Source organism: Nonomuraea sp. MTCD27, from assembly GCF_041950495.1.
Lineage (GTDB): Bacteria > Actinomycetota > Actinomycetes > Streptosporangiales > Streptosporangiaceae > Nonomuraea.
This window is the reverse complement of record NZ_JBGNUW010000011.1, coordinates 32,367-45,909: the sequence shown is the minus strand read 5'-3', so window position 1 is coordinate 45,909 and position 13,543 is coordinate 32,367. Positions and strand designations below refer to the sequence as shown.

Here is a 13,543-nt window from a genome sequence, read left to right as displayed (position 1 = left end):
GCGGTGAAGGCACGTTGCCTCGCATGCCGTGATCAGCGCTTGGGCGCCGGGGGGAGCTGGAGTGCGGCCTTCTCCGAGTCGAGCTTGGTGGTCACCGTGCTCGCGGCCGGGGCCTTGATCGAGACCTTGGCGCCCCACTTGGTGTAGCGCATCTCCATCGCGGTCTTGCTCACGCCGGTCTTCTTGTTCTCCAGCCGCGTGGTCAGCTTGACCGGCAGGCCCGAGGAGCCGACGGCGAGCGTCCAGTTCACCTTCACACCGGAGTCGAGCTTCCACCACATGGTGGCGCGGGACCAGTCCGAGGCCTTCAGCAGGTCCTTGACGCTCATCGACCCCTTGTACGTCGACCCGCTCCGCTTGGAGCGCGCCAGCAGCACCTTCAACGTGCTCGGGTCGGCCGCGTTGACGAAGCCGCCGAAGAGGGCGGTCATGCCGCTCGTCCAACCCGGCGACTGCTTGTACCACGTCTTGCCCTCGGGCAGGCCCGCGCTCATCGGGCCGCCCCTGACGTAGGACGTCCGGCCGATGCGGATCGTGCGCTCCGGCTTGCCCATGGCGGTGGCCAGGGCGCTCGGGTCCGCGCCGCCGCCGAAGTCGTCGGCCGGCTTCTCGTCGTCGCCGGTGGCGAGCTTGCCGGTGATGTCGGAGGCCGCGATGCCCTTCTTGCCGAACTGCAGGCGGCCGGTCTGCGTGAGGGGCGTGGACTGTCCGTACATGCGGAACGAGAACGACACGCCCTTGCCCGCCACGAGCTGCGCCCGCAGCGCCGCGAGCGGGTCCTTGGGGGCGGCCACGGCGGGCGTGGCGGTCAAGAGGAGGGCGGCGCCGGCGGTGACGCCCATGATCGCTTGCTTCACGAGGCGCGATCATCCTGGATATAGATCACGAACCGGAAACGCCTGTGCCGGCAGCGCTCCGGCGAGCGTGGACCCTGCGGCGACCGTCGCCACGGAGGACCCTGCCGGAGCGTCAGATCCCGAATTGGAACGTCCCGCGCAGGACGGTGCCTCGCCCGCTCCAGTAGCTCTCGTAATCGGCCCGGTAGGTGACGTCTTCGAAGGCGGGGAGCACCGCACAGGTGGCGCCGGGGTGCCGGATGTTGTCATCTCTGATGACGATGGGCTTTCCGATCACACCCGGGCGGGTCAGGGTCACCTCCACCCAGGCCGTTCCCGTGGTGTCGTCCGCCCGGACGCACAGCTCGTTGGCAGGGTCGGCGTAGCGGACGATCCCGTCGCCGACATCCCGTTGAGAACTCGCCGCCAAGGCCGGTTGCGCGAGAATGACGCTCGCCACCGCGGCGGCGATGCCGACGGTGACCATTTTGAGCGGGTTCATCGTCTCTCCTGGCCTCCTGGTCACCCGGCGGCGTCGTGGTACGGCGTCCAGGGGGAAGGGCGGACGACGCCATGGCCGGTCGCGGTTCGAGGTCAGGCGCGTTCGGCACCGATGCCGTCAGGGACCGAGGGCCGGGCGAGAAAGATTCGCCAGGGTTTCTTGACCGAGTGGACCGACTAAGCAGGCCGTCCGGGTTTACAGTGCGTCCAGCCAAGGGAGCACTATGGAGTTTGGGATACTGGGTCCGCTGACGGCATGGCGCGCGGGTGAGCAGGTCGATCTGGGCACGCCCAAGGCGCGGGTGCTGTTGGCGGTTCTGCTGTGCCAAGCGGGTTGCCCGGTTTCGGAAGATCAACTCGTCGTGGCGCTGTGGGGGGACACCCCTCCGAAGAGCGCCACCAAGAACGTGCAGACCTACGTCCACCGGCTCCGGCGGCACCTGGGCGACCCGGCTCTCGTGGTGCGGCAGGGCACCGGCTACCTGATCCCGGTGGACGGGGACGAGCTGGACGCGGCGAGGTTCGAGAACCTGGCCGGCTCAGGGCAGGCGGTGGCGGCCGCCGGTGAGCCGGCGGAGGCGACCCACCGCCTGCACGAGGCGCTGAGCCTCTGGCGCGGGCCCGCGTTCGCCGGCATGACCGATGTCCCGATGCTGGCCGCGGAGGCCTCGCGGCTGGACGAGGTCCGCCTGTCGGTCCTGCAGTCGCGGATCGCCGCGGACCTGAGGCTGGGCCGCCACGCCAGGCTGTTGGGCGAGCTGACCGCGCTCACCAGCGAGTACCCGCTACGGGAGCGGCTGCGCGCGCAGCTGATGCTGGCGCTGTACCGCTGTGGCCGGCGGGCGGACGCGCTCGCCGAATACGCGCGTGCCCGCAAGACCCTGATCGAGGAGACCGGTCTGGACCCGGCCGGAGAGCTGCACGACATGCATCAGCGGATCCTCACGCAGGACCCTTCACTCGACCTCGTTCCTCGCGTCATGGCGACGATCACGGGTTCCCCTGCGGAGGCCTCACGGGCGTGCCGCGAACGTGCCGCGCACCTGCCGGACGAACTGGGCATCGAGCTGAGCGGGAAAGTCCGGCACGCGCACGTGTGGGCCCTGTCCGCCGACCGTCCCGTCCATGTCCCGGCTCCGATGCCTGAGCCTCAAGCCGCTCCCGCTCCAGCCGAGTTGCCGCCGGACATCGCGGATTTCACCGGCAGGGACGACGAGGTGGCGAACCTCACCGAGGCCCTCACCAAGCCGCGGCCGGGCACCGTCGCCTTGGCCAGCATCGCGGGTCTGGGGGGCCTGGGCAAGACCACGCTCGCGGTGCATGTCGCGCACCGGGTCGCGGATCGCTTTCCCGACGGCCAGCTCTATGCGGACCTGCGCGGCGCCTCCGCGGACCCTGCCCGTCCAGAGGACGTGCTCAGCCGGTTCCTGTTCGCACTGGGCGTCAGCCCCACCGGGATACCCGAATCCCTGGAAGAACGCGTGGCGCTTTACCGGAGCTGTCTGGCCGGACGCAGAATACTCATCCTGCTCGACGATGTCGCCCGGGAGAAGCAGGTGCGGCCGCTCCTGCCCGGGGCCCCCGGCACGGCCGTGCTCCTCACCGGACGTGTCCGGCTGGTCGGTCTCGAGGGCGCGAGCCTGCTGGAACTCGACGTCCTGCCGTCGGGCCAGGCCATGGACCTGCTGAGGAGGATCGTCGGCGACGAACGCGTCCAGGACGACCCGTACGCGGCACTGGAGATCACCCGGCTGTGCGGCCGGGTCCCGCTGGCGGTCCGCATCTCGGCGGCCAGGCTCCTCGGCAGAAGGCAATGGAGTCTGTCCCACCTCGCCGGCGTCCTCGGGGAGGAACGGCACCGGCTGGACGAACTGGTGGCGGGCGACCTCGACATCCGCGCGGGATTCGAGATGAGCTACCGGATGCTGCCCGCGGGCACGCGGCGGGCCTTCCGGCTGGCCGGGCTGCTCGACGCGCCCGATTTCGCCTCCTGGGCGGTGGCGGCCCTCCTGGACGTGCCGGTGCGGCAGGCGGAACGTGAGATCGAAACCCTGGTCGACGCTCATCTGCTGAACCTCACCGGGACGGACGAGACGGGCCGGCTCAGGTATCGGTTCCACGACCTGATCCGGTTGTACGCGCGTGAGCGGGCGCAGCGCGAGGATTCCGAATCCGAGCGCCTGGCCGCGCTCCAGCGGGCCCTGGGTGCCTGGCTGGCGCTGGCGGAGGTCGCGGCGGAGCACGTCCCGGGCCCCTGCTACGCGCTCATGCACAGCCGCGCGCCGCGCTGGCGGCTGCCCGCGGCGGACTCCGGCCCGCTGCTGGCCGACCCGATGGCCTGGTTCGGCGCGGAGCACGGCGCGCTGATGGCGGGGGTCGCCCAAGCGTGCGAGGCGCGCCTGACCCAACTCGCATGGGACCTCGCGGGGTCCACCGAGACGTACCTCAACGTGCGCGGCTTGTACGACGGCTGGCAGCGCATGCACGAACAGGCGCTCGCGCTGTGCCGCGAGACCGGCGACAGGCGCGGCGAGGCCGTGCTGATGCGCGGCCTCCTGGAGGTCACCACCTGGAACTCACCGCCGGGCCCCGGACCGGCGATGACACGGATGCGGGCCGGCGCTTCGCAGCTCCTCGACCTGTTCACCATGCTGAACGATCCGGTCGGGATGGCCGACAGCCTGGCCTCCCTGGCCTGGAGCCTGACGGCCGACGGGAACGGCAGTGCGCAAGCGCTCGCCCTGGCGGAGCGCGCTCTGCGGACGGCCGCCGACGCGGACTACCTCGGCGGCCAGGCACGGGCCTATCACGTGCTGGCGATCATCCACGGCGAGGACGACCCGCAGGCCGCGCACATCGTGCTGGAGCAGGCGGTGAAAGTCGCCGAGGCGCTCGGCAACGCTCACTACACCACGACGGTCACCCAGTTCCTCGGCGCGGCGAAATCGTTCTGCGGTGACATCGCGGGCGGCCAGGAACTGCTGGAGAGGTCGCTGACAATGGCACGGCGGTTGAACTACCGCTATCTGGAGACGTTCTCGCTGCTCTACCTCTCGAAGCTGTTCGCCAAGGTCGGCGACGAGCGGGCCAGGGCGACCGCCGAACTGACGCTGGCCCACAGCGAGAACGGCAACTTCGGCCATTATCTCGCCGACTCGCTCGGCGTTCTAGGAGAGCTGGACCTGGCCGAAGGAGACCTGCCCGCCGCCATCGCCACCCTCGAACGTTCGGTCCGGGTGTGGCGCACCCGCGGCTCGATCCCCTACCTGGCGCGGACGCTCCGGACCCTCGGCGACGCCCACGCCGCCGCCGGCGACCACGGCACGGCGAGGGCCGTCTGGGAAGAGGCCCGCGAGCTGTTCCGCGGGATCTCGCACGAGAATGGCGTGCGAACGCTGGACGCCCGGCTCGCGGGTGAAGGGCGGGCAGGCTCGCCGGCGCTCGCCGAACGATCCCTGGAACGCTGAGGGCGACGGCGCGGGGGGGCGTACGTGTTTCCGGGGTCGTCAGCCCGGCGCGGCCGCCTTGCGGAGCAGCACTGAGCGTTCGCGCTGGTTGGCGCACTGCCGGGCCGCCAGCTCCAGCTCGGCGCGCGCTTCCGGTCGCCGTCCGAGCCGGGCCAGCAGCTCACCGCGTACGGTCGGAACCAGATGCGAACCGGGGAGCCGGTCCGAGGCGATCAGCTCGTCCACGATGGCCAGGGCCCGCGCCGGGCCCGAGGCCATGGCCACGGCGACGGCCCGGTTGAGCTCGACCACCGGCGAGGGTGCGACCCGGCCGAGTGCCTCGTAGAGCAGCACGATCCGGTCCCGGTCGGTCGCCTCGACCGAGGGCGCCGCCGCGTGGGTGGCGGCGATCGCGGCCTGCAGGCCGTAGGGGCCGAGGCCGCGAGCCGATGCCCTGGCCAGCGCGGCCAGCCCGCGGTGGATCGCCGAGAAGTCCCACCGCCGCCGGTCCTGCTCGTCGAGCAGGACCGGCGAACCGTCCGGGCCGGTCCGGGCCGGGAAACGCGCGGCCGTCAGCTCGCACAACGCGAGCAGGCCGTGCATCTCCGGCTCGTCCGGATCCCTCCGACCCGCGTTTCGCCCGTCAGATCGGCCCCTGGAGCGGTGGCGGACCCGGACGCCCTGCTGATCGGAAAGCTATCGTCGCATCTTCGGAAGGCGGCGGTCAGTCTGAGAACGTGCCGGCGATGATCGCGATGCTCTGGTGGTCGGAGCGGAGGACGGCCATCCCGAAGTCCATGGAGCAGTCGTCGCGACCGTGCCAGTCGGAGGTGTAGAACAGCCAGGTGCACCGGTCAGCGGCCCATGCGATCGTTGCGGGGTCGCCGTCGGCCCCGGTCAGGGCTGCGAGGGAGCGCCAGGCGGTCAGACGCGCGTACGCGCCGTACATCCGGCTGCGGGACTCGGTGCCCGATACGGCAGCGCTGTACAGCGTCCTCATCACATCGGCGGTCCCCGCATGATGCACGGTCAGGTCGCCTCCGACTGATCGCAGGTTCAGCGCGGCCAGCGTGGTGGCCCCGAAATCGGCCGGCGCCAGCGGGCGGTCAAGGCGGAACAGCTTGGCCTCGTCGCAGTCGCTCGCGCTGTCGTGGATCCACCCGCTGATGGCGCTCATGGCCTGGACGGCCTGTGGCCAGTCGATCTCGGCCGCTTCCAGCTCGATCCCGGTCGCGCCGGGGGGCGGCGACCGGCTCGGGAGCGACGTACCAGTTCGGGCGGGGCCGGCCGGGATATTGCGGCACGCCCAGCTGGTGCTCGGCCGGCAAACGGTGGAGCGGCAAGGCAGCGAGCGGATGGGCTGCCGCGCGAAGCCGTCCCGCGAACTCGACCGCCGCCCGCGCGGACCTGAGGTCGTCGTGGCGCAGCACTGTCTCCTGCAGCAGGCAGGCCGCCATCTCGTCATCGGCCCGGGCGGTGGCGAAGACCGGGACCAGATGTTCCAGTGGCTGGCCGGTGGCCAGCCACTCGGCCACCTCCCGAGGCAGATCTCGGACCGCGCCCCAGTTCTCCCCTGCGGCGGCAGCGATTCCGCGCACCGTCATCACGTGCTCTGGATCGCCTTCCACCAGCGCGAATCGCTGCAGCGCCACCCGGAATCCGTATCGCATCGGGTGGGTCGGCGATGAGACCCGCAGGAGAGCCGTCAGTAATTGGTCAAGCCAGTCGGGGGCGGCCCTTCGCACGACCTTGTCGGTCACCGCGATCGCTTTGTTCCAGTGCTCGTCCTGGTAGGTGTCGGCCATTCCCATCCGGAGCACCGCGTCGTCGACCTTCATCTGTCAGAGTCTTCCAGGCCGAGCACGCCGACATCTGGATGCTCTCGCCTTGGCGCGCCCGGCCAGGATCGGGCACGCGGCGGCGGGCGGCGATCTTACGGACCTGAAGCAACCCTGGGCATTTCTATACTCAATAGGGGTTTTGTCCTGTTCGGCTGGCCGATAGAAACCGGCCCATGGCCATGCCTTCCGACCAGCGTGAACACGCCCGAACCCGGCTGCGGACCCCGATCGAGCCCATGCTGGCGACGAGTGTGGACAGCTTCCCTCCGGGGCGGCCGGGCACGTGGGCGTTCGAGCCCAAGCTGGACGGATTCCGCGCGCTGGCCATCATCGACTCCGACCGCGGTGTCCACGTGCAGTCCCGGCGCGGCGCCCGCCTCAACGAGACCTTCCCCGAGGTGACGTGGGCCGCGTTCGAGCACCTGCCCGCGGGATCGGTCCTGGACGGGGAGATCGTCCGCTGGTCGCCTTCCGGCCGCCTCGACTTCTCCTCCCTGCACCGTCGCAACGTGGCCGGACACCGCCGTGCCGCTGCCCTCGCACGCGTGGAGCCCGTCCACTTCGCGGCCTTCGACCTCCTGCGGCTGTGCGGCCGGGACGTGACGGGCCTGCCGCTGTCCGAGCGTCGGGCGCTCCTCGAGACGTTGTTCGCGTCGATCCCGGCCGCCGGCGTCCTCGCCCTCGGGATGCAGACGCTCGACGAGGCCGAGGCACGAGCCTGGTTCGACTCGCTGCACACGGTCGGTGTGGAGGGCCTGGTCATCAAGCCGGCCCGCTCGACGTACGACGGCGGCGCCCGGGGTTGGCTCAAGCTGAAACGGCGGGCCAGCGCGGACGCCGTCGTCGGGGGGTTCGTCGGCTCCCCGCGGCGGCCGAGCGGGCTGCTGCTCGGCCGGTACGACGCGGGACGGTTCCGCATGGTCGGCCGCACCACCCAGCTGAGCGCGCAGGCCGCCGCCGAAGTCGCCCCGCTGCTCACCCCGGCTCACGACGGTCACCCGTGGCCGGCGACCCTGCCGCCCGGCTGGGTGTCCAGCCCCTACGGACAGCGCGAGCCCCTCGACTACACCCGGGTTCGGCCCGATCTCGTGGTGGAGATCCTGATCGACACGGCCACGGACGCCGGGAGACACCGGCACCCCGTGAGGTACCTGCGCCCGCGAACCGATGTCGACCCCGCGCACGTGGTCGCGCAGCCCGACGCCATGGTGTGAACCCGAACCGGCCGCCCCGGGGGCAGCAGGCGACGTAGCGCCTGTTCCCCAGATCTCCGTACGCCGTTTCTGTACGCAGGTCGTGCCCGGCGCGCATAATGACAGCCCTCGATACGGCTCCTGGAGAATCCATGAATCGCGCGTTCGTGCGCTTGATGATCTACGTGGTCAGGTTCGCAGGTGCTGTCGCGGCGGTCTGGGGCGTCGCCTACGCGATCAACGGCGCCACGCAGGCCGAAGGATCGATCACCGTACAGGTCAGCCCAGGGCCGGGCGTCGTCGACAGCTTACGGTTGACCGGCGTGGAGCTCCCTCCGGGCGTCGGGTTCCGGGGGGCGGATCTGTCGTTGCAGGTCTGGAAATCCACGGTCATCGAGCAGGTGGTCGCACGCGCGGACGTCCTGGTGAGCGGTCTGTGCGCGGGCGTCGCCGCCTTGCTGCTCGGGCCTCTGCTGGCTTCCGTCCTCGACGGGGAGCCCTTCCGAAGGGGCAATCCCGCCCGCGTCGCCTGGCTCGCCGTTCTTGTGGTCGTCTCGGGTTCGGCCGGCGCGCTGCCAGGCCTGGCGTCGGCCGCGGTGCTCGGCCGCGTGGGGCTGACCGGGACGTTCGTGGTGTCGCCCGCCCTGTCGTGGGTGCCGTTCGTGGGTGCCGCGTTCCTGTCGGCACTGGCCGTGGCGATCGGCGTCGGGAGGCATGCCTCCCCGGTGCCGGGCAGGTAGGCGTCACGGTCGGTCTCGACCAGCCCGCCGTACAGGCCGTCCGGCGGTGGGGACGGCGTGGTCCTTGGTGCCATATGGACCACCTGAATACTTCCAAGGTCGTAATCAGGAACGCCTCTGCTCCCGCAACCGTACCCTCAAGTCCCTCCTCAGGCATGACGACCAGGGCAGGCCCACCACGAAACGCTGTCGGGCATGAACGTGCGAACGAGCCGCCGGAGGAGTTTCGCCAGCTGGGTCGGCGATCGTGCCTGCGCCATGGAAACCCTGGACTTCCAGTCACCCGTGGACGACCTCGAACCGCTGCGCGACATCGTCGGTGGCGCGCGCGTCGTGGCGCTCGGCGAGAGCTCCCACCACATCCGGGAGTTCTACCAGGTACGCCACCGCATCCTGCGGTTCCTGGTCGAACGGTGCGGTTTCGAGGTGTACGCCTTGGAGGCCCCGTTCACCCAGGGGCAGGTCCTGGACGGCTGGGTCCGCGGCGGCCCCGGCACCGTGGAGCAGGTCGCGGCAGACGGTATCGCCCTGTCACTGGGGCAATGCGAGGAGATGCACGAGGCGCTGACCTGGATGAGAGAGCGGCACCGCACCACGGCAGAGCCGCCGCTGCGGTGCCTGGGCACTGACCTGCCCGGGGCCGCGGCATCGCCGCTGCCCGCGCTGGAGGAGGTGGCCGGCTACGTGCGCTGGGCCGCCCCGGACGCGCTTGCGGTGCTGGAACAGGCGGTCAGCGTGGCGCAGCGCTTCCACGACCCGGTCACCTTCACGGCGCTCGGCCGCTACCAGAGTCTCGACGCTGGTGACAAGGACCTGCTCACCAGCGCGCTGAGCCGGCTGATGGGGCACCTGCAGCGCCTGGCTCTCGTCCAACGCGCCCGTGGCCACGGGGCCGAGCACGACACGGCCATGTGGCACCTGCGCGGCGCCTGGTACCTCGACCAGCTCCATCGTGCCAACGCCCAGGAGGGCTTCGAATCCGCCTCGACGTTTCGCGACGTCTACATTGCCGAATCCGTGCTACGCCTCCTGGAGGACGGCACGCGCGTGATACTGGCGGCGCACAACTGGCACATCCAGCGCACAACGGCGGCCGACAGCCAGGGGAACCCGCTTCTGCCGGCCGGCGCCCACCTCGCCGCCGCTCTGGGAGACGACTACCGGGCCATCGGCGTCACGTCGAGCCTGGGCCGCACCACCACACTGGGGGAGCCGACCCCGGAGCGGCCCCAGGGCGCCTGGTACGACGCGCCGCTCCCGCCGCCCGCCGCGGGCAGCGTCGAGGCGGCGTTCCCCATCGACCGGCTTTGGATGCTCGCCGATCTGCGCGCGGCCCGTCCGCACATCGACGACGCGGCGTCCTTCCAGCGCTCGCGCATGGCCGACTACTTCGTGGACATGCCGGTGTTCGAGGCGTTCGACGCCATCGCGCACGTGTCGCGGACCACCGGCACCGATCACGTGGTGAAGCGCGCCGGGAACTGAGGTCGTGCGCGCGGCTTCCACGCGCCAGGGGGATGAGGCAGCGGGGCCGGCGAGCTTCTTCAGGGCGGCGATCAGCTCCTGACCAACGTGCTGAGCCTGAAGGCAAGCGCTCGCCGCGGGCGGGTGCGCCTTCCTGCCCAAGACCGTGTCCTCTGCCGCCCTGGCGGAGGTCGTGCGGAAGGTCGCGAGCGGCGGCCGGCACGTCGGCCCGGAGCTCGCGTCCGAGGCGACCGGTGCCGGCGACTCCCCGCTCACCCCGCGCGAGACCGACGTGCTCGCCCTCGCACGCGACGGCGCACCCGCCGACGAGATAGCCCAGCGTCTCGCTGTCCCGCGGGACCGTGCGGAACCACCTGGCCGCCGCCATCGCCGGGGCGCGCGATCGAGAACGTCAGCCATGCCACGCCGCTCAGCCACCAGACCGGCTTACGGCGTTTCTGCGACTGCAACCGCCCGCAGTGGCTCGACCGCTGATTCCAGAGCGGAGGCGCCCGCGGCTTCAGGCGCCCGCCGGTGCGCTGTAGTCGGTGACAGCATAGACCTGCAGGAGCCTCTCGACTCCGCGCAGGAAGGTCTCGCAGATCAGCGCCGGGTCGAACAGGCAGCCGGCGGCCATGGCGCCGTCGCGCATCATCACGAAGTGGCGGGCGGCGGGCTCGGCGCCGGTCTCCTGGATCTCGGCCAGCAGCTCCGTGACGGTGTCCAGGAACCACTGGCGGTGGGCGAGCACCGCCCTGTGCACCGGGGACTCGGGGTCGGGATACTCGGCGGCGGCGTTGAGGAAGGCGCACCCCCGGAAGCCGGGGGACTGGATGCTCTGGGCGATGGACTTGCTGAGGGCCTGGATGGTGCCGGCGGCCGGTAGTCCGGCGGCGACGGCCTCGTCCGCCTGGCCCCGCATGGCCCGGTCGACCTCGTTCAGGTAGGCGAGGACGAGGTCTTCCTTGCCGGGGAAGTGCCGGTAGAGGGTGGCCCGCGTCACCTTTGCTTCGGCGACGATGCGATCGATGCCGACGGCGTGGATGCCCTCCGCGTAGAAGAGCCGGGTGGCCGTGTTGAGCAGCCGGGACCGCGCTTCGGACGGCCGGCCTTCGGATTGGCTGGGCATACGGCCATGTTAGCGGATAGAACGTTCGGTCTTGACAGTCTGCGTCGCGGGTCGCCATGCTGTGCCGAGACAGAACGTTCGGTCTAGCAGGAGAGGGCCGGCAGCGGCTCGTCGGCTGCACGTACGCACCAGCGGCTGCCGCGACCAGGGGCGTCACGCGGCGCCATGGCCGCGCTGGACCGCTCTCCACATCGCTCATCCACCGAAAGGATCACCATGAGCACCATCGCCGCTTCACCCGGCATTTCCGGGACCGCGTCCGCACTGCGGCGGCTGTACTTCGTCCGGTTCGCGTTCGCCATCGTCTGGGCCCTTGCGATGTTCACGACCGCCGCGAACCTGGGTCCGCTCGCGGTCACCCTGCTCGTGCTCTACCCGCTGTTCGACGTGGCCGCCGCCATCATCGACGCCCGCGCCTCGCGCACCACCGGATCGCCTGCCCTGCTGTACGTGAACATCGCAGTCAGCCTGATCACCGCCATCGGCGTGGCCGTCGCCTGCGCGTCCGGTATCCCGGCGGTGCTGCGCGTGTGGGGCGCCTGGGCGGTCGTGGCCGGGGCGGTCCAGCTGATCGTGGGCGTCACCCGCCGCAAGATGGGCGGCCAGTGGCCGATGATCATCAGCGGCGGCATCTCGGTACTCGCCGGTGCGTCGTTCATCGTCGGCGCCTCCGCGGCCGGCCCGACGCTGACCAACGCGGCCGGCTACGCCATCCCCGGCGGCATCTTCTTCCTCATCTCGGCCTTCCGCCTCGGCCGCGCCGCGAAGGGGAACTGACATGGACGGCGACACGTACGACGTCGTCGTCCTCGGAGCCGGCCCGGTCGGGGAGAACGTCGCCGACCGGGTGGCGCACGGCGGGCTCAGCGCAGCCGTCGTCGAGCGCGAGCTCGTCGGCGGGGAATGCTCCTACTGGGCCTGCATGCCGACCAAGGCCCTGCTGCGCAGCGCGGCGGCCCTGCGGGCGGCGCGCCAGGTGCCGGGCGCGCGCGAGGCAGTGACCGGCGGTCTCGACGCGGCCGCGGTGCTGGGCCGCCGGGATTCCTTCGCCTCGCACTGGAAGGATGACGGTCAGGTCGGCTGGCTCGGTTCGGCCGGGATCGCCCTGCACCGTGGTCAGGGCCGGATCGTGTCCGCGGGCGTGGTCGAGGTGACCGGCGACGACGGCGTCCCGGTCACGTTGACGGCCCGGCACGCGGTGGTCGTCGCGACCGGGAGCGGCGCGCTGCTGCCGGACGTTCCCGGTTTGCGCGACGCCGCGCCGTGGACCAGCCGGGAGGCGGCCGCCGCGAGCGCGGTCCCCGGCCGGCTCGCGATCATCGGCGGCGGCGTGGTGGCATCGGAGATGGCGACCGCCTTCGCCGCCCTGGGGTCCTCGGTGACGATGCTGGCCCGTGACGGCGTGCTGCCGCAGGCCGAGCCGTTCGCCGGCGAGCGGGTCACCGAGTCGTTGCGGGAGGCCGGTGTGTCGGTACGCCTCGGCGCGGAGGCCGCATCGGTGCACCGCGACGAGGCCGGAACGGTGCACATCACGCTGACCGGCGGCGAGCGGGTCGAGGCCGACGAGGTTCTGGTGGCGATCGGCCGGACACCGAACACCCAGGACATCGGTCTCGGCGCCGTCGGCCTGACGCCGGGCGCCTGGCTCACGGTGGACGACACGCTGCGCGTGGTGGGGGAGGACGGGACGCCGGTCGGGGACGGATGGCTGTACGCCGCCGGTGACGTCAACCGGCGAGTGCTGCTGACCCACCAGGGCAAATACCAGGCCCGCGCGGTCGGCGACGTCATCGTGGCGCGGGCGAAGGGCGAAGCGGTCGAGGACGGCCGCTGGGGCCGGCACGTGGCCACGGCCGACGAGCGCGCGGTGCCCCAGGTGGTCTTCACCGATCCGGAGATCGCGTCGGTGGGGCTGACCGCGGCCGCGGCCGAGGCCGCCGGGGTACGGATCCGCGTCGTCGACCACGACCTGGGCGCCGTCGCCGGATCGGCCCTGCACGCCGACGGCTACCGGGGGCACGCCCGCATGGTCGTCGACGAGGACCGGAAAGTGATCGTCGGCTGCACGCTCGCCGGCCCGGACGTCGCAGAGCTGCTGCACGCCGCGACGATCGCGGTCGTCGGCGAGGTTCCGCTGGACCGGCTGTGGCACGCGGTTCCGTCGTTCCCCACGGTCAGCGAGGTGTGGCTGCGGCTGCTGGAGGCGTACGGCCGCTGACCGCCGGCTTCAGGCACGTCGCGCTGGGCAACCCTCATGAGGTTCGGAGGGTGCAAGCCCGCCGGAGAAAACCAGTGGACGGTCCGGGGTGGCTGCCACCAGCATGGGCGGTGATGTACCGAGCGTAGACGTACCCCGATCACTGGCTGTGATGGTCCCCGGAGCCGCCGGCCCG

At 71.4% G+C, this 13,543-nt stretch carries 9 protein-coding genes and 2 pseudogenes; 6 read left to right on the top strand and 5 right to left on the bottom strand.

Annotated features, from left to right (window positions below; genetic code table 11):
- Window positions 1-32 precede the first annotated feature (32 nt).
- Both ACBJ59_RS29950 and ACBJ59_RS29945 read right to left on the bottom strand, forming a co-directional pair.
- A complete protein-coding gene (locus ACBJ59_RS29950) occupies window positions 33-857 on the bottom strand; it encodes a hypothetical protein (RefSeq protein ID WP_375113550.1) in 825 nt (274 codons plus the stop codon).
- 112 nt (window positions 858-969) lie between these two features.
- Window positions 970-1,338 (bottom strand): hypothetical protein, encoded by a 369-nt coding sequence (locus tag ACBJ59_RS29945; protein WP_375113549.1) that lies wholly within the window; start codon window positions 1,336-1,338, stop codon window positions 970-972.
- Window positions 1,339-1,561: 223 nt separating this feature from the next.
- Between ACBJ59_RS29945 and ACBJ59_RS29940 the strand changes: the two genes are divergently transcribed.
- Complete coding sequence (locus ACBJ59_RS29940) at window positions 1,562-4,804, top strand: BTAD domain-containing putative transcriptional regulator (protein WP_375113548.1); 3,243 nt, start codon at window positions 1,562-1,564, stop codon at window positions 4,802-4,804.
- Between the two features lie 39 nt (window positions 4,805-4,843).
- On the opposite strand, the pseudogene ACBJ59_RS29935 reads toward ACBJ59_RS29940, so the two are convergent.
- Together ACBJ59_RS29935 and ACBJ59_RS29930 are read right to left on the bottom strand one after the other, a co-directional pair.
- A pseudogene (locus ACBJ59_RS29935) lies at window positions 4,844-5,410 on the bottom strand (DUF6596 domain-containing protein); the annotation flags it as partial.
- Between the two features lie 97 nt (window positions 5,411-5,507).
- Window positions 5,508-6,588 (bottom strand): annotated as a pseudogene (locus ACBJ59_RS29930) (DUF6183 family protein).
- Between the two features lie 209 nt (window positions 6,589-6,797).
- On the opposite strand from ACBJ59_RS29930, the gene ACBJ59_RS29925 reads away from it, so the two are divergent.
- The 3 genes from ACBJ59_RS29925 to ACBJ59_RS29915 all read left to right on the top strand — a co-directional run bounded on the left by ACBJ59_RS29925 (window position 6,798) and on the right by ACBJ59_RS29915 (window position 10,042).
- A complete protein-coding gene (locus tag ACBJ59_RS29925; protein ID WP_375113547.1) occupies window positions 6,798-7,838 on the top strand; it encodes an RNA ligase family protein in 1,041 nt (346 codons plus the stop codon).
- Between the two features lie 131 nt (window positions 7,839-7,969).
- Entirely contained in the window at window positions 7,970-8,557 is a 588-nt protein-coding gene (locus ACBJ59_RS29920) for a hypothetical protein (RefSeq protein WP_375113546.1), read from the top strand.
- 195 nt (window positions 8,558-8,752) lie between these two features.
- The gene (locus ACBJ59_RS29915) at window positions 8,753-10,042 is read left to right on the top strand and encodes an erythromycin esterase family protein (protein ID WP_375113545.1); all 1,290 of its coding nucleotides are present in this window, start codon (window positions 8,753-8,755) and stop codon (window positions 10,040-10,042) included.
- A 499-nt stretch (window positions 10,043-10,541) separates the two neighbouring features.
- On the opposite strand, the gene ACBJ59_RS29910 is transcribed toward ACBJ59_RS29915, so the two are convergent.
- Window positions 10,542-11,150: a TetR/AcrR family transcriptional regulator gene (locus ACBJ59_RS29910; protein WP_375113544.1), complete on the bottom strand. Its 609-nt coding sequence runs from the start codon at window positions 11,148-11,150 to the stop codon at window positions 10,542-10,544.
- Between the two features lie 165 nt (window positions 11,151-11,315).
- On the opposite strand from ACBJ59_RS29910, the gene ACBJ59_RS29905 reads away from it, so the two are divergent.
- Together ACBJ59_RS29905 and ACBJ59_RS29900 are read left to right on the top strand one after the other, a co-directional pair.
- Window positions 11,316-11,927, top strand: a complete 612-nt coding sequence (locus ACBJ59_RS29905; protein ID WP_375113543.1) for a hypothetical protein — start codon at window positions 11,316-11,318, stop codon at window positions 11,925-11,927.
- A gap of 1 nt (window position 11,928) precedes the next feature.
- Window positions 11,929-13,368 (top strand): dihydrolipoyl dehydrogenase family protein, encoded by a 1,440-nt coding sequence (locus ACBJ59_RS29900; RefSeq protein ID WP_375113542.1) that lies wholly within the window; start codon window positions 11,929-11,931, stop codon window positions 13,366-13,368.
- The last annotated feature ends 175 nt before the right edge of the window (window positions 13,369-13,543 follow it).

Bases quoted from the DNA above. Each gene is read 5' to 3' on its own strand.
- ACBJ59_RS29910 (WP_375113544.1), bottom strand. From the start codon at position 11,150: ATGCCCAGCCAATCCGAAGGCCGGCCGTCCGAAGCGCGGTCCCGGCTG.
- ACBJ59_RS29905 (WP_375113543.1), top strand. From the start codon at position 11,316: ATGGCCGCGCTGGACCGCTCTCCACATCGCTCATCCACCGAAAGGATC.
- ACBJ59_RS29900 (WP_375113542.1), top strand. From the start codon at position 11,929: ATGGACGGCGACACGTACGACGTCGTCGTCCTCGGAGCCGGCCCGGTC.
- ACBJ59_RS29940 (WP_375113548.1), top strand. From the start codon at position 1,562: ATGGAGTTTGGGATACTGGGTCCGCTGACGGCATGGCGCGCGGGTGAG.
- ACBJ59_RS29915 (WP_375113545.1), top strand. From the start codon at position 8,753: ATGAACGTGCGAACGAGCCGCCGGAGGAGTTTCGCCAGCTGGGTCGGC.
- ACBJ59_RS29945 (WP_375113549.1), bottom strand. From the start codon at position 1,338: ATGAACCCGCTCAAAATGGTCACCGTCGGCATCGCCGCCGCGGTGGCG.
- ACBJ59_RS29925 (WP_375113547.1), top strand. From the start codon at position 6,798: ATGGCCATGCCTTCCGACCAGCGTGAACACGCCCGAACCCGGCTGCGG.
- ACBJ59_RS29920 (WP_375113546.1), top strand. From the start codon at position 7,970: ATGAATCGCGCGTTCGTGCGCTTGATGATCTACGTGGTCAGGTTCGCA.